We start from the raw sequence: 18,256 nt of genomic DNA, 5'->3' as shown, positions 1-18,256 counted from the left end.
TTGTACTCTTAGGCTGCAGCGGTGGGTTAGAGGCCGACTTCGGCGGACTGCAGGAGCGCGACCGCGTCCGGCTGGCCTTCGAACGTCACGAGGGCGTGGCGGGTGCGGCCGTGGGCGTGCATGAGGAGCTCGCCCGGCTCGCCCACGATGGCCACCGACACGGGGGCGCGTTTGGCCACATGCCGCGGACCGGAGGGGCTCACCAGCACAATGCCCAGGTCCACACCGCGGTACAGGATGGCCGCCCGCTTGACGAGCTCATCCCACAGGGCGTCCGAGTATGCCTGGTCCAGGGCCCGCGGGGCCCAGCGGTCCACAGCGCGGCGGACGTCCTCGGTGTGCACGAAGTACTCGATCAGGTTGGAGCTCTCGTCCAGGGCCTTGATCCGCAACGGAGACAGGGCCGGGGGACCGGCACGGAAGTCGTTGACCAGCTTGGCGTAGTCCTCTGAGGTCTTCAGCGTGCGCGCCAGTTCGGCCGTTGCCTGGTCTGACGCCTTGGAGAGGCGTTTGATCAGCAGGCCCAGTCCGACGGCGATTTTGCGCTCGCGCAGGTACAAGTGCGCGGCAAGATCGCGGGTGAGCCAACCTGTGCAGAGCGTGGCGGCATCAGGGCCGGCCGCCAGCAGGGTTTCGGCCAGGACTTCTCGGGACGGTTCGACGAAATGCATCACTTGTGAAACTAGCACGAGACGGCCGTGCGTGGGCACAGGAATCGCCGCCGCAACCGTCCCTGGCGGCATCATCCGGCGGGGGACCGCGGCGGGCGCCCTGATTGGGCCACAGTGTTAAGCGGCGGGACGGACCCGCAGGCCGACCGCCTGCCCGGAGGCACTAGACTTGATCTGATGTCTGAGCAGCCCGCCCCCGCCCCCAGCCCCGTCAACGGCAGCGCCGTCGATGGCAGCCCCACCAACGGCAGCCCCCTTCCGGCCGGGCTGGCGGACGCCCTCAAACGGGACAGTACCGGCCTGGTGGCCGCGATCGTCCAGCAGTTCGATACCCACGAGGTACTGATGCTGGGCTGGATGGACGACGAGGCGCTGCACCGCACCATGACGAGCGGACGCGTGACCTTCTTTTCGCGGTCCCGCCAGGAGTACTGGCGCAAGGGCGACACCTCCGGCCACGTGCAATGGGTCAAGTCGCTCGCCATGGACTGCGACGGCGATGCCCTGCTGGTCCGGGTCGACCAGGTCGGCGCGGCCTGCCACACCGGAACCCGGACCTGCTTCGACGGGCGCGAGCTCGACGCCGTCGTCGGCCACGGAGGCTAAACGCCCCCGGCGAAGGACCCCGGCAAACGCCACAGGCAAAGGAACACCGGCAGAGCGCCCCGGCGCTTCCACAGCTTCACGAACCGGACCCCACACTGGATCCCATCACCGGATCCTGTGACAGGTCCACCTAAAGAACAGGCGGAAAGCACAGCCATGCAGGACCTTGGAATCATCAGCCCCGGCCTCGAAGAGTTCCGCGAACTCGCAGGCCACAGCCGCGTCATCCCTGTCCGGCTCAAGGTGCTGGCTGACGCCGAAACCCCGATCGGGCTCTACCGCAAGCTCGCCCAGGGCCAGCCCGGGACGTTCCTGATGGAATCGGCGGCGGTCGGCGGCGCCTGGTCCCGCTATTCCTTCATCGGCTCCCGCTCCCGGGCCACCCTGACCACCAAGGACGGCAACGCGCACTGGCTGGGCGAGCCCCCGGTCGGTGTGCCGCTGGACGGCAACCCGGTGGACGCCATCCGCGACACCGTCGCAGCGCTGCGCACCGAGCGCTTCGACGGCCTCCCGCCGTTCACGTCCGGCCTGGTCGGATTCCTGGGCTGGGAAACCGTCCGGCACTGGGAGAAACTGACCAGCCCGCCGGAGGACGACCTCCAGCTGCCGGAAATGGCCCTCAACCTCGTCACGGACATGGCGGTCCACGACAACATGGACGGCACCGTCCTGCTGATCGCCAACGCCATCAACTTCGACAACAGCACCGAACGCGTCGACGACGCCTGGTACGACGCCGTCGCCCGCGTCAAAGCCCTGCTGGAAAAGATCAGCCGTCCCGTGGAGCAGCCTGTCTCCGTACTCGAAACAGCCGCCCTGGATTTCGCGTCGAGCGTGCAGGAACGCTGGGACGAATCCGAGTACCTGGCCGCCCTGGACCGCGGCAAGGAGGCGATCGTGGACGGCGAGGTCTTCCAGGTGGTGATCTCCCGCCGCTTCGAAATGGAGTGCGGCGCCGACCCCCTCGACGTCTACCGGGTCCTGCGGAACACCAACCCCAGCCCCTACATGTACCTCTTCAGCTTCGAGGACGCCGCTGGCCGCGAGTACACGATCGTCGGCTCCTCGCCGGAGGCCCTGGTCACCGTGACGGGGGATGAGGTCATCACCCACCCCATCGCCGGCTCACGGCCGCGCGGCAAGACGGTGGAGGCGGACAAGGCCCTGGCCGAGGAACTGCTGGCAGACGAGAAGGAACGCGCCGAGCATCTGATGCTGGTCGATCTGTCCCGCAACGACCTCTCCAAGGTCTGCGTCGCAGGATCTGTCGACGTCACGCAATTCATGGAAGTGGAACGCTTCAGCCACATCATGCACCTGGTGTCCACGGTGGTGGGCGAGCTGGCCCCGGCCGCCAAGGCCTATGACGTTCTCAAGGCCACGTTCCCGGCCGGCACCCTCTCCGGTGCCCCTAAGCCGCGGGCCCTGCGCCTCCTGGACGAACTTGAACCGCACCGGCGCGGTATCTACGGTGGCGTGGTGGGTTACCTGGACTTCGCCGGGGACATGGACATGGCGATCGCGATCCGCTCGGCCCTGCTCCGGGAAGGACGCGCCTACGTCCAGGCCGGCGGCGGGATCGTGGCCGATTCCGTCAACCCCACCGAGGCCCAGGAAACCGTGAACAAGGCCGCCGCCCCGCTCCGCGCCGTGCACACCGCCACTTCGCTGCACAACATCACCGCCGACACGGTGCCCGACGCCGGGGCGGACAACTGATGGAGCAGCCGCACGCCTCTGCCAAGGACACCGCCAAGAACACCGTGAAAACCACCACGCTGCCCGCCGTTCCCGGCTGGGCCCGCAAGTCCACCCTGGTCCTGGTGATCGCTGCCCTGGCGCTGGCTGTGTTCGGGACCACCACCCAGACCTGGCTCACAGTGCACCTTGACCCCACGCAGCTCGGCGCGGCCGTGGCCAGCCAGGACGGCCTGCAGGTCCAGGGCAGCAAGGCCGCGACCACTGTGACGGCCCTGGCGCTTGTTGCCCTGGCCGGCGGCCTGGCGGCCTCCATCGCTGGCCGCGTGGCCCGCTGGGTCATCACGGCGATCATCCTCCTCGCGGCCGCGGGTATCGTCGCCGCGGCAGCGGTCGTGCTGGCGGACCCTCTGTCCGCGGCGCAGGGATCAATCGCGGCCGCCACCGGGATCAGTGGCAGCAGTGTGCAGGTGGACGTAACAGTGTTCCCCGTTCTCGCCGTCGTCGCCGGGGCCCTGTTGGGACTCAGCGCCTTGGCGATCGTGCCGGCCGGCCGTTACTGGAAGAGCCGCACCAAATATGACGCGGCAGCCGCCGGGCCCGCCGCCGGCGGGACTGCAGTTGGTGGTACTGCCGCGGCCGCCCCCGCGGACGAGATCGACAGCTGGGACCGGTTGTCCCGCGGCGACGACCCCACCTGAGCCGATGCCGCGGGCGCGGCCAGCGACGCGACTAGCAACGCGGCCAAAACACACAGCCAAAAAATGGCAGAATGTAAGCAGTATTCATCCTGAGGAGATTTCAATGAGCAAAGCCACTGTTTCCGCATCCACGTCCGCTGCGCCGAAGGGCGTCTACGACGACGTCGACCACAGCGAAGCACCGGGTCACGGCAACAGCCCGGCCGCGTGGACTTGCGTGATCGTGATGCTGGTCGGCGCCCTCATTGCGTCCATCGCCTTCGTCATCGCCAACACGCCGATCTTTGTCGCGGGTGCGGCGATCATGGTGATCGGGCTGCTCGCCGGCTGGGCCATGCGCAAGGCCGGCTACGGCGTCGGCGGCAGCAAGCTGAAGAACTCCGGCCACTGAGCGTGAGCGTTCTCGACGACATCAATGCCGGTGTCAGGGAGGATATGCAGGCGCGCCAGCGTCTGGTCACGCTCGCGGAACTGAAGGAGCGCGCCGCCGCGGCGGCGCCCGCCCGTGACGCCTGGGCCGCCCTGGGCGGCACCTCCAGCACCCGGGACCAGCTCAAGGTCATCGCCGAAGTTAAGCGCCGCAGCCCGTCCAAGGGCCGGCTGGCGGACATCGCCGATCCCGCGTCCCTCGCCGCGCAGTACGCCGACGGCGGGGCCGCCGTGATCAGCGTCCTGACCGAGGAGCGCCGCTTCGGCGGCTCCCTCGCCGACCTCGACGCCGTACGGGCCGCAGTGGACATTCCGCTGCTGCGCAAGGACTTCATGGTTGACGAGTACCAGATCTGGGAGGCCCGTGCCCACGGTGCCGACCTGATCCTGCTGATCGTGGCTTCGCTCTCGGACGCCCAGTTGCGCGAATTTACGGCCCTCAGCCGCGAGCTCGGCATGAACGTGCTGGTGGAGACGCATACCGCCGGGGAAATCGAGCGTGCGGTGGCCGCGGAGGCCCGGATCATCGGCGTCAACGTGCGCAACCTCAAGACGCTCGACGTCGACCGTTCCGTCTTCGCGGAGCTGGCCGGCAGCATTCCCGCCGGCGCCCTCGTGGTCGCCGAATCCGGTGTGCGCAACGTTGAGGACGTCAAACACTACGCGGCCCGCGGCGCCAACGCGGTCCTGGTCGGCGAGGCGCTGGTCAGTGACGCGACGCCCCGCAAGCGGATCGCCGAGTTCATGGCTGCCGGCGCAACGGCAATCGCCGCCCGCGCCTGAGGCCGGCCGGTCCTGGCGCCTCCGTCCGGACCGTAAGCGGTACCGGGCCCGCCATTTGCCCGGACAATGAGCGGATCTCGTCTGCAGATCCGCAAAGCTAGCAGTGGAACAGGATGGTGAGACTGATGGTCGATGCGCCAGCAGCCGGCTCTGACGAAAGTGCCGTGGACGCGTTCCTGCAGGGCGAACGCCCCCAGGAGCATCCCGCGCAGGGCGAACCGTCCCTGCGGCACGCCCCGGGGCCATACTTCGGGAACTACGGCGGCCGCTGGATGCCCGAGTCGCTCATCGCGGCCCTGGACGAGCTCGAGGACACCTTCGAGAAGGCCAAGGCCGATCCGGAGTTCACAGCCCAGATCGCCGACCTGAACAAGAACTACTCGGGCCGCCCGTCCCTGCTGACCGAGGCCAAGCGCTTCGCCGAGCACGCCGGCGGGGTTCGGATCTTCCTGAAGCGCGAAGACCTCAACCACACCGGCTCGCACAAGATCAACAACGTCCTGGGCCAGGCGCTGCTCGCCAAGCGGATGGGCAAGACCCGCGTCATCGCCGAAACCGGTGCCGGCCAGCACGGTGTTGCCAGCGCCACGGCGGCAGCCCTGCTGGGCCTGGAATGCGTGGTCTACATGGGTGCCGAGGATTGCCGCAGACAGTCCCTCAACGTGGCCCGGATGGAGCTCCTCGGCGCCACGGTCATCCCGGTGACCAACGGATCCCAGACGCTCAAGGACGCCATCAACGAGGCCCTGCGCGACTGGGTTGCGAACGTGGGCAACACGCATTACCTGCTGGGCACTGCCGCCGGCGCACACCCGTTCCCGGCCATGGTCCGCTACTTCCACGAAGTGATCGGCGAGGAAGCCCGGGCCCAGATCCTGGATCAGACGGGCCGGCTTCCGGACGCCGTCTGTGCCTGCATCGGCGGCGGCTCCAACGCGATCGGCATCTTCCACGGCTTCCTCGATGACCCGTCGGTCAAGATCTACGGCTTCGAGGCCGGCGGCGAAGGCGTCGAAACCGGACGCCACGCGGCAACCATTACGCTCGGCAAACCCGGTGTGCTGCACGGCGCGCGTTCCTACCTGATGCAGGACGACGACGGCCAGACCATCGAGTCGCACTCCATCTCGGCGGGCCTGGACTACCCCGGGGTCGGCCCCGAGCACTCCTACCTCGCCGACATCGGCCGGGTCAGCTACGAGCCCATCACGGACAGCGAAGCCATGGAGGCCTTCCGGCTCCTGTGCCGCACCGAGGGCATCATCCCCGCCATCGAGTCCGCCCACGCCCTCGCCGGCGCCATCAAAGTGGGGCAGCGGCTCGCCGCGGACGCGGCCACAGGCAACGCAACAGGCGCGGCCGACAAGATTGTGATCGTGAACCTCTCCGGCCGCGGCGACAAGGACGTGGCCACCGCCGCGGAATGGTTCGACCTGCTGGACAAGGACTCACCTGAAGCAGTAATCGCCAAAGAGGGGGAACAGCTGTGAGCACCAGCCAGGACGGCAACCAGAACGCCGCGCAGCACGCCAGCAAGTCGGCGGCGGCCATTGACCGCGCCCGCGCCCAGGGAAGGGCGGCCCTGATCGGCTACCTGCCGGCCGGCTACCCGAGCGTTGAAGACACCATCGCCGCCGGCATCGCCCTGGCCGAGAACGGCGCCGACCTCATCGAGATCGGCATCCCGTACTCCGACCCGGTCATGGACGGCCAGGTCATCCAGGCGGCCACGACTGAGGCCCTCGCGAAGGGCTTCCACGTCCGGGAGGTCTTCGACGTCGTCCGCGGCATCACGAGCAAGACCGACGCCGCCGTGCTGGTCATGACCTACTGGAACCCCGTAGTCCGGATGGGCGTGGACGAGTTCTCCCGCCGCCTGGCCGAGGCCGGGGGAGCCGGGCTGATCACCCCCGACCTCATCCCGGACGAGGCCGCCGAATGGATGGCCGCCTCCGACAAGTACGGACTGGACCGGGTGTTCCTCGTGGCTCCCTCGTCTTCCCCGGAACGCATGAAACGCACTGTCGATGCGAGCCGCGGCTTCGTGTACGCCGTCTCCATCATGGGCGTCACCGGCGCCCGGACCTCGGTCAGCTCGGCGGCCAGGAACGTAGTCGCCGCCGCGCACGCCGCGGGCGCCGAACGCGTCTGCGTGGGCCTCGGCGTCTCCAACGCAGGCCACGTCCGCGAGATCGCCGAGTATGCGGACGGCGTGATTGTGGGCACCGCCCTCGTCGCGGCTATCCGGGACGGCGGCGTGGATGCGGTAGCGTCCTTGACGAAAGACCTCAGCACCGGCCTTACCAGGGAAGAAGCGTAAGCAATGCAGTCAGTCCTCCACGCGGCGGCGATGATTCCCGCGAGCATTCCGAGCCCCAGCTGGTCCGGATTCGACATCCCGCTGCCGTGGGGGGCCCTGCGCATCCACGCCTACGCCCTGTGCATCCTCGCCGGCATCATTGCCGGCCTGTGGCTCACCTCCGTCCGCTGGGCGCGCCGCGGCGCACCCGAGGGCAGCGTCTGGGACATCGCCATCTGGGCCATCCCGTTCGGCATCATCGGCGGACGGCTTTACCACGTGTTCTCCTCGCCGGATGCCTACTTTGGTCCCGGATTCGATGGCACGGGCGATCTGTCCTTGATTCCGCAGATCCAGCGCGGCGGCCTGGGCATTTGGGGCGCCGTCCTGCTGGGTGCCGTGGGCGCCTGGATCGGGTGCCGGCGTGCCGGGGTGAAGCTGAGCGCCTTCATGGACGCGGCGGCCCCCGGGCTATTGCTGGCCCAGGCGATTGGCCGGTGGGGCAACTACTTCAACCAGGAGCTCTTCGGCGGCCCCACCACGCTTCCGTGGGGGCTGCAGATCGATCCCAACAACCCGAACTTCCCGGCTGGCATGCCGGCAGAGACGCTTTTCCACCCGACGTTCCTCTACGAGTCGTTGTGGAACCTGGCCGGCGTGCTGATCCTGCTGGCCCTGGACCGGAAATTCAACTTCCGCCGTGGCCGGCTCTTCTGCGTCTACGCCATGTACTACACCCTTGGCCGCGTCTGGATCGAGGCCATGCGGATCGACGACGCCGAGCAGATCACCCTCTTCGGGCTCACCACCAGGCTCAACGTCTGGACCAGCATCATTGTCTTTGCCGGAGCCCTGCTCGCCTTCATCATCCTGGGCCTGCGCAAGCCCTCCGAGCCGGACACCCCGTTCCTCCCGGGCCGCGAACCGGCGGAGAGCAAGCCGTTGGAGTCTAAGTCGGCAGAGTCAAAGACGGACACTGAAGCGGCCGACGCCGACCGCACCACCGGCGCGGCGGGCGCTGCCGGACCGGCCGCCGTCTCCGGGGCCAACGCCCGGGCCAATGACGCCGCCGAGGGGGACCGCACCACCGTTCCCGCGGAGGCAACAGTTGTCCGCCATGCGGACTCTGCTGTCTCAGATAGTGAATCCCGTGCTAATCTCCGGAATAATCAAAGCGGACCAGTTCGCGCATCCGAGGATGCGGACAAGGACTCCACCGGCGGCACCGCGCCCGCCAACGGAGCTCCGGCAGCCGGAGTAGTATCCGGCCGCCAGGGATCTGGAACCGCGCCGGAGGCTGAGGGCACCAAGTAGCTCAGCACCGGCAGCTCGGGTTGCGGAGCCACCGCTCGCAAGACCCGACTCCACAGCGTCGTGGCAAGAGGGCTTGCTGCGGACAGCAGATAGACGCTGTCCTTGCAAGCCCGGGCCAGCACCTGCGTAACTGTTAGTACAGGAGGCCGGGCTGGCCTACAATTCCAGTTAGAAAACACTCTGTTGCGCCCGTCACACACCGGCGTTCCGAGTGGGGCCAATGTTGTCCCTCCCATACGCACGATCAGGAGGAAGGACGTCTCCAATGACCCAAACTCTTCACAGCCCCAGCTGGTCCGATCCGGACCCGACCCCGGCTGCCGCGTCACCCTTCAGCCGGTTCGCGGCGATTCCGGCAGCCGCCGGACTCTACAACCCGGAGAACGAAAAGGACGCCTGCGGCCTGGCCATCATCGCCACGCTCCGCGGCGAGCCTGGCTATGACATCGTCGACGCCGCCCTGACCGCCCTGCGCAACCTCGAGCACCGCGGTGCCGTGGGCGCCGATGAAGGTACCGGCGACGGCGCCGGCCTCCTCATGCAGGTGCCGGACGAATTCTTCCGCGCGGTCACGGACTTCGAACTTCCGGCCCCCGGACAGTACGTCGTGGGAACCGCCTTTCTGCCGGCCGAGCAGCGCGAATCGGACGCCGCCCGGTCCGGCATCGAAGGCCTCGCCGCGGACGAGGGCCTGACCGTCCTTGGCTGGCGCGAAGTCCCGATCGTGGCCGACCTAGTCGGGGCCATGGCCCGGGCCTGCATGCCGCACTTCTCGCAGCCCTTCTTCGCTTCCAGCACCGGGGAAACCCTCGAGCGCAACGAGCTCGATTCCCGCGCCTGGCGGATCCGCAAGCGCGCCCAGAACAAGTTCGGCGTGTACTTCCCGTCGCTGTCCTCCCGGACCATCGTCTACAAGGGCATGCTCACCACCGCGCAGCTGGAACCGTTCTACCCGGACCTTTCGGATAAGCGCTTCAAGACCAAGCTCGCGATCGTCCACTCGCGCTTCTCGACCAACACGTTCCCGTCCTGGCCCCTGGCCCAGCCGTTCCGCACCATCGCGCACAACGGCGAGATCAACACGGTCAAGGGCAACCGCAACTGGATGCGGGCACGGCAGTCGCAACTGTCCAGCCCGCTGCTGGGGGACTCACCCGAAGAGCTGTACCCGATCTGCACCCCGGGCGCCTCGGACTCGGCTTCGTTCGATGAGGTGGCGGAACTGCTCTGGCTCTCCGGCCGGCCCATCACGCACTCGATCATGATGATGATCCCGGAGGCGTGGGAAAACCACGCCACCATGGATCCGGCCCGCCGCGCCTTCTACGAGTACCATTCGATGCTCATGGAGCCGTGGGACGGCCCGGCGGCCGTCTCCTTCACGGACGGCAACCTGGTCGGCGCCACGCTGGACCGCAACGGGCTGCGCCCGGGCCGGTACTGGATCACCGAGGACGGCCTCATCATCTTCGCCTCCGAGGTCGGCGTGATCGACGTCGAACCCTCCAAGGTGGTCAAGAAGGGCCGCGTCTCACCGGGCAAGATGTTCCTGGTGGACACCGGGGCCGGCCGGATCATCGACGACGCCGAGGTCAAGGCCGAGGTCGCCGCCGCGAACCCCTGGGCCGAATGGGTCAAGGACAACCTGATCGACCTCAACCACCTGCCCGAGCGCGAGCACGTCGTGCACACCGCCGCCTCGGTCAACATCCGCCAGCGGACCTTCGGCTACACCACCGAGGAACTGAAAATCCTGCTGGGCCCGATGGCCCGCACGGGCGCAGAACCTCTCGGCGCAATGGGCTCCGACACTCCGGTGGCCGTGCTGTCCAAGCGCCCGCGGCTGCTCTTTGACTACTTCGTGCAGTCCTTCGCACAGGTCACCAACCCGCCGCTGGACGCCATCCGTGAAGAACTCGTCACGTCCCTGACGTGCGCGATCGGCCCGAACGGCAACCTGCTGGACACCAAGCAGGTCCGCCAGCCGCAGGTCTCGCTGCCGTTCCCCGTGATCAACAACGACCAGCTCGCCAAGATCGCGAACATCGAGAGTGCCGACGGCGGCAAGGTCGCCATGAAAGTCCGCGGACTGTACCGCCCGGAAGGTGGCGAGAACGCCCTCCGCGCCCGGCTCACCGAAATCTGCGAGCAGGTCTCCGGCGCCATCAACCGCGGCGTCCAGTACGTGGTGCTCTCGGACCGCGACTCGAACGCCCAGTGGGCGCCCATCCCGTCCCTGCTGCTCGTCAGCGCCGTTCACCACCACCTGCTGCGCAGCGCCAACCGCACCAAGACCGCCCTCGTGGTGGAGGCCGGCGACGTCCGCGAGACGCACCACGTCGCCGTCCTCATCGGCTACGGCGCCTCCGCCGTGAACCCGTACCTGGCCATGGAATCCGTGGAACAGCTCATCGCCTCCGGCGACGTCGTGGGGGTCACCCCGCAGGACGGCGTCTACAACCTGATCAAGGGCCTCGGCAAGGGCGTCCTGAAGATCATGTCCAAGATGGGCATCTCCACCGTGGCCTCCTACACCGGTGCCCAGACCTTCGAAGCCCTCGGCCTCGGCCAGGACCTGGTGGACGAGTACTTCTCCGGCACGCATTCCCAGCTCGGCGGCGTCGGCCTCGATGTCATTGCTGCCGAAGTCCTGGCACGGCACCGCATGGCCTACCCCGAGAACGGCATCGAACTGCCGCACCAGCCCCTGCTCGGCGGCGGCGAATACCAGTGGCGCCGCGACGGCGAACCCCACCTGTTCAACCCGGAGACCGTCTTCCGGCTGCAGCACGCGACGCGTGAACGCCGCTACGACATCTTCAAGGCCTACACCCGCGGCGTGGACGACCAGTCCGAGAACCTCATGACCCTGCGCGGACTGCTGAAGTTCAAGGCCGGTCTTCGTCCCGCGGTGCCGCTTGAGGAAGTGGAAGCGGTTTCGAGCATCGTCAAGCGGTTCTCCACCGGTGCCATGAGCTACGGTTCCATCTCCAAGGAAGCCCACGAGACCCTCGCGATCGCCATGAACCGGCTGGGCGGCAAGTCCAACACCGGTGAAGGCGGCGAGGACGTGGACCGCCTGCTCGATCCCGCACGCCGTTCCGCGGTCAAGCAGATCGCCTCCGGCCGCTTTGGCGTCACCAGCCTGTACCTGTCCAACGCGGACGACATCCAGATCAAGATGGCGCAGGGTGCCAAGCCCGGCGAAGGCGGCCAGCTGATGGCGCAGAAGGTCTACCCCTGGGTGGCCCGCACGCGGCACTCCACACCCGGCGTCGGCCTCATTTCGCCGCCCCCGCACCACGACATCTACTCGATCGAGGACCTCGCGCAGCTGATCTACGACGCCAAGCGCGCCAACCCGTCGGCGCGGGTGCACGTCAAGCTCGTCTCCGAGGTCGGGATCGGCACCGTGGCGGCCGGCGTCACCAAGGCGAAGGCCGACGTCGTGCTGGTTTCCGGACACGACGGCGGTACCGGCGCCTCGCCGCTGAACTCGCTCAAGCACGCCGGTGTCCCGTGGGAACTCGGCCTCGCTGAGACCCAGCAGACGCTCATGCTCAATGGCCTGCGCGACCGTGTGGTGGTGCAGGTGGATGGCCAGCTCAAGACCGGCCGCGACGTCGTGATCGCCGCGCTGCTCGGCGGCGAGGAGTTCGGTTTCGCCACCGCTCCGCTGGTGGTCTCCGGCTGCATCATGATGCGTGTCTGCCACCTGGACACCTGCCCGGTCGGCGTCGCGACGCAGAACCCCGAGCTGCGCTCCAGGTTCAACGGCAAGCCCGAGTTCGTGGTGAACTTCTTCGAATTCCTTGCCGAGGAAGTCCGCGAAATCCTCGCGGAACTGGGTTTCCGCAGCATCGAGGAGGCGATCGGCCATGCCGAGATGCTCGACTCCCGCGACGCGATCAACCACTGGAAGGCCGAAGGGCTGGACCTGGATCCGATCCTGCACGGCCTCGAGTTCGACGACGACGCGCCGCTGCGCAATCTCACCGGCCAGAACCACGAACTCGACAAGCACTTCGACCAGCGCCTGATCGCCATGGCGGCCGAAGCCCTCAGTGACCGCACGCCGGTGAAGATCTCCGTGAACGTCATCAACACGGACCGCTCGGTCGGCACAATGCTCGGCCACGTGGTCACGAAGACCTTCAGCACCGACGTCCTGGCCACGGACACCATTGACATCACGCTCAATGGCACCGCCGGCCAGTCGCTCGGGGCGTTCCTGCCGGCCGGCATCACGCTGCGCATGTTCGGCGACTCCAACGACTACGTCGGCAAGGGACTGTCCGGCGGCCGCATCATCGTCCGGCCGGACCGCACCAACGTTTTCCCGGCCGAGCGGAACGTGATCGCGGGCAACGTGATCGGCTACGGCGCCACGAGCGGTGAAATGTTCCTGCGTGGCCAGGTGGGCGAACGCTTCCTGGTCCGCAACTCAGGCGCCACCGCGGTGGCCGAAGGCATCGGCGACCACGGCTGCGAGTACATGACCGGTGGCCAGACGCTCATCATCGGCCGCACCGGCCGCAACTTCGGTGCCGGCATGTCCGGTGGCACGGCCTATGTGCTGGACCTGCAGACCGAACGCGTCAACAAGCAGGCCCTCGAGTCCGGCGAGCTGCAGCTGCTCGAGCTCGACGCCGAGGACCGCGACATCGTCCACGGGCTGCTCGTCAAGCACGTCGAGGAAACCGAATCGCTCCACGCGGCCCGGCTCCTCGAGAACTTCGATGACACTGCAGCCCGCATAACCAAGGTGCTGCCGCGCGACTACGCGGCAGTCCTGCAAACCCGTCTTGACGCCATCGAAGAGGGCCTGGACCCCGACGGCGAAGAAGTTTGGTCTCGAATCCTGGAGGTGACCGGTGGCTGATCCACGCGGATTTCTGAAAGTACGTCAGCGCGAAACCCAGCCCCGCCGTCCCGTTCCGGTCCGCATCATGGACTGGAAAGAGGTCTACGAGGCCCAGGAAAAGGGTGTCCTCAAGAGCCAGGCCGGCCGCTGCATGGACTGCGGTGTCCCCTTCTGCCACCAGGGCTGCCCGCTGGGCAACCTCATTCCGGAATGGAACGACCTCATCTGGCGGGACAAGGGCGAGGAAGCGATGGAACGGCTGCACGCCACCAACAACTTCCCCGAGTTCACGGGCCGGCTGTGCCCGGCCCCCTGCGAGGCGTCCTGCGTGCTGGGCATCAACCAGCCCGCGGTGACCATCAAGCAGGTCGAGGTATCCATCGTGGACCAGGCCTTCGAGAACGGCTGGGTCAACCCCCTGCCGCCGGCGCGACTGACCGGCAAGACGGTCGCCGTCGTCGGTTCCGGCCCCGCCGGGCTCGCCGTCGCCCAGCAGCTGACCCGGGTGGGCCACACTGTGGCCGTTTACGAGCGCGACGACAAGATCGGCGGACTCCTGCGCTACGGGATCCCCGACTTCAAGATGGAAAAAGAGCAGGTGGACCGCCGGCTGGAGCAGATGAAGGCCGAAGGCACCCGGTTCCGCACCGGCGTGGCCGTCGGCACCGACGTGACCTGGGAGCAGCTGCGCCGACGGTACGACGCCGTCGTGATCGCCACCGGCGCCACCGTCCCGCGCGACCTGCCGATCCCGGRCCGCGAGTTCGAGGGAGTCCACTTCGCCATGGACTACCTCGTGCCGGCCAACCGGGTGGTGGCGGGGGAGACCGTGGAGAACCAGATCAACGCCGCGGGCAAGCACGTCGTCATCCTCGGCGGCGGCGACACCGGCGCCGACTGCCTCGGTACCGCGCACCGGCACCAGGCCGCGTCCGTGACCACCCTCGCGATCGGCAAGCAGCCGCCCGTCGAGCGTGCCGGCCACCAGCCGTGGCCGACGTTCCCCACCCTGTTTGAGGTCGCCAGCGCGCACGAGGAAGGCGGCGAACGCACTTACCTCGCCTCCACCGTGGAGTTCGTGGGGGAAAACGGCAAACTCACGGGCGTCAAGGTGGCGGAGACGGAATTCGTCGACGGCAAACGCCTCCCGAAGGCCGGCACCGAGCGGATCATCCCCGCGGACCTCGTGTTCCTGTCCCTGGGCTTCACCGGCCCCGAGCCTGCCGGGATCACGGAGCAGGTCCAGGCCGACTTCGACGGCCGCGGCAACGTGGCCCGGGACGGCTACTACATGACCAACACTGAGGGTATCTTCGTCGCCGGCGACGCCGGTCGCGGCCAGTCCCTGATCGTCTGGGCCATCGCCGAAGGGCGCGCCTGCGCGGCCGCGGTGGACAAGTTCCTGATGGGCAGCACCATCCTGCCGGCACCCGTGGCGCCGACCGACCGTGCGATGGCCGTTCTGTAGTCAAACAGGTCACTGATCCAACAGGCCCTCTGGGATTCACACTCGCTTCAACTTCATCCATGCAACAGACCACTAGGGTAGGTATATGAGACGCGCTAAAATCGTGGCCACGTTCGGACCGGCAATCGCAAGCTTTGACAACACGCTTGCCGTGCTGGAAGCCGGCGTCGACGTGGCACGCATGAACATGAGCCACGGCGATTACTCCGTGCACGACAACACCTACGAGAACGTCCGTAAGGCTGCGGGCCAGCTCGGCAAGGCCGTGGCCATCATGGCCGACCTGCAGGGCCCGAAGATCCGCCTGGGACGCTTCGTCGACGGACCGCACCTTTTGGAGGTCGGTGACACGTTCACGATCACCACCGAGGACGTTCCCGGCACCAAGGACATCTGCTCCACGACGCTCAAGAGCCTCACCGAGGACGTCAACCCGGGCGATGCCCTGCTGATCGACGACGGCAAGGTCGCCCTCCGCGCGATCGACGTCGACGACGTCAAGGTGGTTGCCCAGGTGATTGTTGGCGGCTGGGTCTCCAACAACAAGGGCATCAACCTGCCCGGCGTTGCTGTCAACGTGCCGGCGCTGAGCGAAAAGGACGAGGACGATCTGCGCTGGGCCATGCGCCGCGGCGTGGACATGGTTGCCCTGTCCTTCGTGCGGGATGCTTCTGACATCGTCCGCGTGCACGAGATCATGGACGAGGAAGGCCGCCGCGTGCCGGTGATCGCCAAGATCGAGAAGCCGCAGGCCGTCGAGCAGCTGCACGAGATCATCGACGCCTTCGACGCCATCATGGTGGCCCGAGGCGACCTCGGCGTGGAACTTCCCCTCGAGGAAGTGCCGATCGTGCAGAAGCGCGCCATCGAACTGGCACGCCGCTGGGCCAAGCCTGTCATCGTGGCCACCCAGGTCCTGGAGTCCATGATCGAGAACCCGCGCCCGACCCGCGCCGAGGCCTCCGACTGCGCCAACGCCGTGCTCGACGGAGCCGACGCGGTCATGCTCTCCGGCGAAACCAGCGTGGGCAAGTACCCGATCGAGACGGTCAAGGTCATGGCCCGGATCATCGAATCCACCGAAGAGCACGGCCTGGAGCGCGTTCCCCCGCTGGGCACCAAGCCCAAGACCCGCGGCGGTGCCATCACCCGCGCCGCCGTCGAGATCGCCGACCAGCTGGAAGCGAAGTACATCTGTACCTTCACCCAGTCCGGTGACTCGGCACGCCGCCTCTCGCGTCTGCGCCCCATCAAGCCGGTCTTCGCTTTCACCCCGGTGGAGCACGTCTGGAACCAGCTCGCACTGACGTGGGGCATCCAGCCGGTCCTGGTCCCGATGGTTGGCCACACCGACGAGATGACGGCCCAGGTTGACCGCAGCCTGCTGGAGCTGGACGTCGTCGAGGACGGTGACCTGGTGGTCATCGCCGCCGGTTCGCCTCCCGGAAAGGCCGGTTCGACGAACCTGCTGAAGGTCCACAAGGTGGGCGACCTCGCCGACATCGGCGGCCAGGGCGAAGCCGCCGTGGCCAAGGACAAGCTCGGCCCGTGGCCGGAAAAGAAGAAGAAGAACCGGGTCCAGGCCCAGTTCTGAAAGCTTGAATGCAAAAGGGAGGATCCCCGCCGGTTGGCGGGGATCCTCCCTTTTTGGTGCTTTGTGGCTGTGTTGCTTGGTGCTGAGTCGCTTCGAGCCCGGCGCTAGTTGACCTGGTTGATGATGGTTTCGGCGACCTCGCGCATGCTGAGGCGGCGGTCCATCGAGGTCTTCTGGATCCAGCGGAAGGCTTCCGGCTCCGTCAGGCCCATCTTGGTGGTCAGGAGGCTCTTGGCGCGCTCCACGAGCTTGCGGGTGGCGAACTGCTCCTGCAGGTCGGTGACCTCGCTCTCGAGGGCCTTGATTTCCTCGTGGCGGGAGAGCGCGATCTCCAGAGCCGGGATGAGGTCCGCCGGGGTGAACGRCTTGACCACGTACGCCATGGCGCCGGCGTCGCGGGCGCGCTCCACGAGTTCTTTCTGGCTGAAGGCCGTCAGGAGGACCACGGGGGCGATCCGGGCCTTGACGATCTTCTCTGCGGCCGAGATGCCGTCCATGACGGGCATCTTGACGTCCATCAGGACCAGGTCGGGCTTGAGTTCCTCGGCGAGCTGCACGGCCTTCTCGCCGTTGTCCGCCTCGCCGACGACGTCGTAGCCTTCGCCGCGCAGGATCTCGATGATGTCCAGGCGAATGAGAGTCTCATCCTCGGCGACAACAACGCGGCGAGCCGGCTGGGAAGTGGGGGATGACTCCGTCTGTTCTGACACGGGAACTCCTTGGAAAGGTACGGCGGGAACTACACCATCATAGGTTTCGTCCGCCGATGTACTTGGACCGGTTTGGTTCGATGCGGCGTCACTGGCGCGATTCTGGAATTCAGCCTATCTGCATGTAGAGTAATTTCGCGCACTGGAAGCGATCGCGTTGCTCACAGCACTGTGGTTGAGTGATTGTTACACCGGTGTACTCCGCGCCCGAGTGGCGGAATTGGCAGACGCGCCGCACTCAAAATGCGGTATCGAAAGGTGTGTGGGTTCGAGTCCCACCTCGGGCACAGTGTTTCCGCAGGTCAGGGGCCTTCGGGCCGCTGAATGTGTACAAAACTACAAAAAGTGTGTACAGCGGCGTAGCATTTTGCTGTGGCCAGCATCAGCACGCGCGTGAAAAAAGACGGTTCCAAGTCGTTCATCGTGCGCTGGCGTGACCCGGGAACACGTAGGAATCAAGGCCTGACAGTCGCAACTCAGGCGGAGGCCGAAACCCTCAAGCGCTTGTTGGATGCAAACGGGCAATCCTTCGCAATTGCCCAGCAGGCCATACTTTCCAACCAGGCCCGGGTTCCAACCGTCGCCGAGGTTGTCCAGGAACACATCGACCTGCTGATTCGCCCGTCCAGCGGAACCATCAAGACCTACCAGGTGATGCTGGACCTTCATATCCGGGACGTTATTGGCCACCTTCCCGTGGACAAACTCGACTATCGTCACCTGAACCATTGGGCGAAGTCGATGATGGCGAAGGGCAAGTCCCCGAAGACGATCCATAACGTCCACGGCCTCATCTCCGCAGCCATGAACACTGCAGAAATGCTGCACTACATCCCCCGGAATCCCTGCCGTGGTGTTCAGCTGCCCACAATCGACAAGGCTGAGGACGAAGCCATGTTCCTCACGCACTCGGAGTACAACATGATCCTTGAAGTCATGGGGGAGCGGTACAAGACGTTCACGAACTTCTTGGTTATGACAGGAACCAGATTCGGGGAAGCCACAGCCCTGAAAGTGGCAGACGTCGATTTGCTCTCCAAACCGCCCACGGTGCGGATCAACAAGGCCTGGAAACGGGACGGCGAGTCGCAGTACTACATCGGAGCCACCAAGACC

Annotated in this window: 14 protein-coding genes and 1 tRNA gene; 13 read left to right on the top strand and 2 right to left on the bottom strand. The window is 66.8% G+C overall.

Features of this window, described 5'->3' with window-relative positions:
- Positions 1-26: 26 nt before the first annotated feature.
- A complete protein-coding gene (locus AC1DR1_RS16015; protein WP_229995670.1) occupies positions 27-671 on the bottom strand; it encodes a TIGR03085 family metal-binding protein in 645 nt (214 codons plus the stop codon).
- A gap of 177 nt (positions 672-848) precedes the next feature.
- Here AC1DR1_RS16015 and hisI point away from each other — a divergent pair, with 177 nt between their 5' ends.
- The 11 genes from hisI to pyk all read left to right on the top strand — a co-directional run bounded on the left by hisI (position 849) and on the right by pyk (position 16,430).
- A complete protein-coding gene (hisI, locus tag AC1DR1_RS16010; RefSeq protein WP_476967585.1) occupies positions 849-1,277 on the top strand; it encodes a phosphoribosyl-AMP cyclohydrolase in 429 nt (142 codons plus the stop codon).
- A 156-nt stretch (positions 1,278-1,433) separates the two neighbouring features.
- The gene (locus AC1DR1_RS16005) at positions 1,434-2,999 is read left to right on the top strand and encodes an anthranilate synthase component I (protein ID WP_364748951.1); all 1,566 of its coding nucleotides are present in this window, start codon (positions 1,434-1,436) and stop codon (positions 2,997-2,999) included.
- Positions 2,999-3,679, top strand: coding sequence for a Trp biosynthesis-associated membrane protein (locus AC1DR1_RS16000; protein ID WP_229995249.1), 681 nt, complete (start codon positions 2,999-3,001; stop codon positions 3,677-3,679). Before AC1DR1_RS16005 ends, AC1DR1_RS16000 begins: the two co-directional genes overlap by 1 nt.
- 103 nt (positions 3,680-3,782) lie before the next feature.
- Positions 3,783-4,070: an HGxxPAAW family protein gene (locus AC1DR1_RS15995; RefSeq protein ID WP_229995248.1), complete on the top strand. Its 288-nt coding sequence runs from the start codon at positions 3,783-3,785 to the stop codon at positions 4,068-4,070.
- 2 nt (positions 4,071-4,072) lie between these two features.
- Positions 4,073-4,891, top strand: a complete 819-nt coding sequence (gene trpC / locus AC1DR1_RS15990) for an indole-3-glycerol phosphate synthase TrpC (protein WP_229995247.1) — start codon at positions 4,073-4,075, stop codon at positions 4,889-4,891.
- A 125-nt stretch (positions 4,892-5,016) separates the two neighbouring features.
- Complete coding sequence (gene trpB, locus AC1DR1_RS15985; protein ID WP_229995246.1) at positions 5,017-6,381, top strand: tryptophan synthase subunit beta; 1,365 nt, start codon at positions 5,017-5,019, stop codon at positions 6,379-6,381.
- Complete coding sequence (gene trpA, locus AC1DR1_RS15980; protein WP_229995245.1) at positions 6,378-7,211, top strand: tryptophan synthase subunit alpha; 834 nt, start codon at positions 6,378-6,380, stop codon at positions 7,209-7,211. Before trpB ends, trpA begins: the two co-directional genes overlap by 4 nt.
- A gap of 3 nt (positions 7,212-7,214) precedes the next feature.
- Positions 7,215-8,504, top strand: coding sequence for a prolipoprotein diacylglyceryl transferase (gene lgt / locus AC1DR1_RS15975; RefSeq protein ID WP_476967584.1), 1,290 nt, complete (start codon positions 7,215-7,217; stop codon positions 8,502-8,504).
- Positions 8,505-8,769: 265 nt separating this feature from the next.
- Positions 8,770-13,386 (top strand): glutamate synthase large subunit, encoded by a 4,617-nt coding sequence (gene gltB, locus AC1DR1_RS15970; RefSeq protein ID WP_364748940.1) that lies wholly within the window; start codon positions 8,770-8,772, stop codon positions 13,384-13,386.
- The gene (locus tag AC1DR1_RS15965; protein WP_476992880.1) at positions 13,379-14,836 is read left to right on the top strand and encodes a glutamate synthase subunit beta; all 1,458 of its coding nucleotides are present in this window, start codon (positions 13,379-13,381) and stop codon (positions 14,834-14,836) included. Before gltB ends, AC1DR1_RS15965 begins: the two co-directional genes overlap by 8 nt.
- Positions 14,837-14,921: 85 nt before the next feature.
- Positions 14,922-16,430 (top strand): pyruvate kinase, encoded by a 1,509-nt coding sequence (gene pyk, locus AC1DR1_RS15960; RefSeq protein ID WP_476992879.1) that lies wholly within the window; start codon positions 14,922-14,924, stop codon positions 16,428-16,430.
- 104 nt (positions 16,431-16,534) lie between these two features.
- Here the strand turns inward: pyk and AC1DR1_RS15955 are convergent, their stop codons facing one another.
- On the bottom strand, positions 16,535-17,140 hold the full coding sequence (locus AC1DR1_RS15955; RefSeq protein WP_476992878.1) for an ANTAR domain-containing response regulator: 606 nt from the start codon (positions 17,138-17,140) through the stop codon (positions 16,535-16,537).
- Between the two features lie 205 nt (positions 17,141-17,345).
- Here AC1DR1_RS15955 and AC1DR1_RS15950 point away from each other — a divergent pair.
- Positions 17,346-17,427: transfer RNA gene (locus AC1DR1_RS15950), tRNA-Leu, on the top strand.
- 85 nt (positions 17,428-17,512) lie between these two features.
- Positions 17,513-18,256, top strand: a 744-nt coding sequence (locus AC1DR1_RS15945; protein ID WP_476992877.1) for a site-specific integrase, incomplete at its 3' end; no start/stop codon positions are given.

The sequence above is a fragment of the Arthrobacter sp. P4_F10 genome (assembly GCF_056401435.1).
Note: the sequence above shows the minus strand (reverse complement) of the source record. Positions and strands in the feature narration are given on the sequence as shown.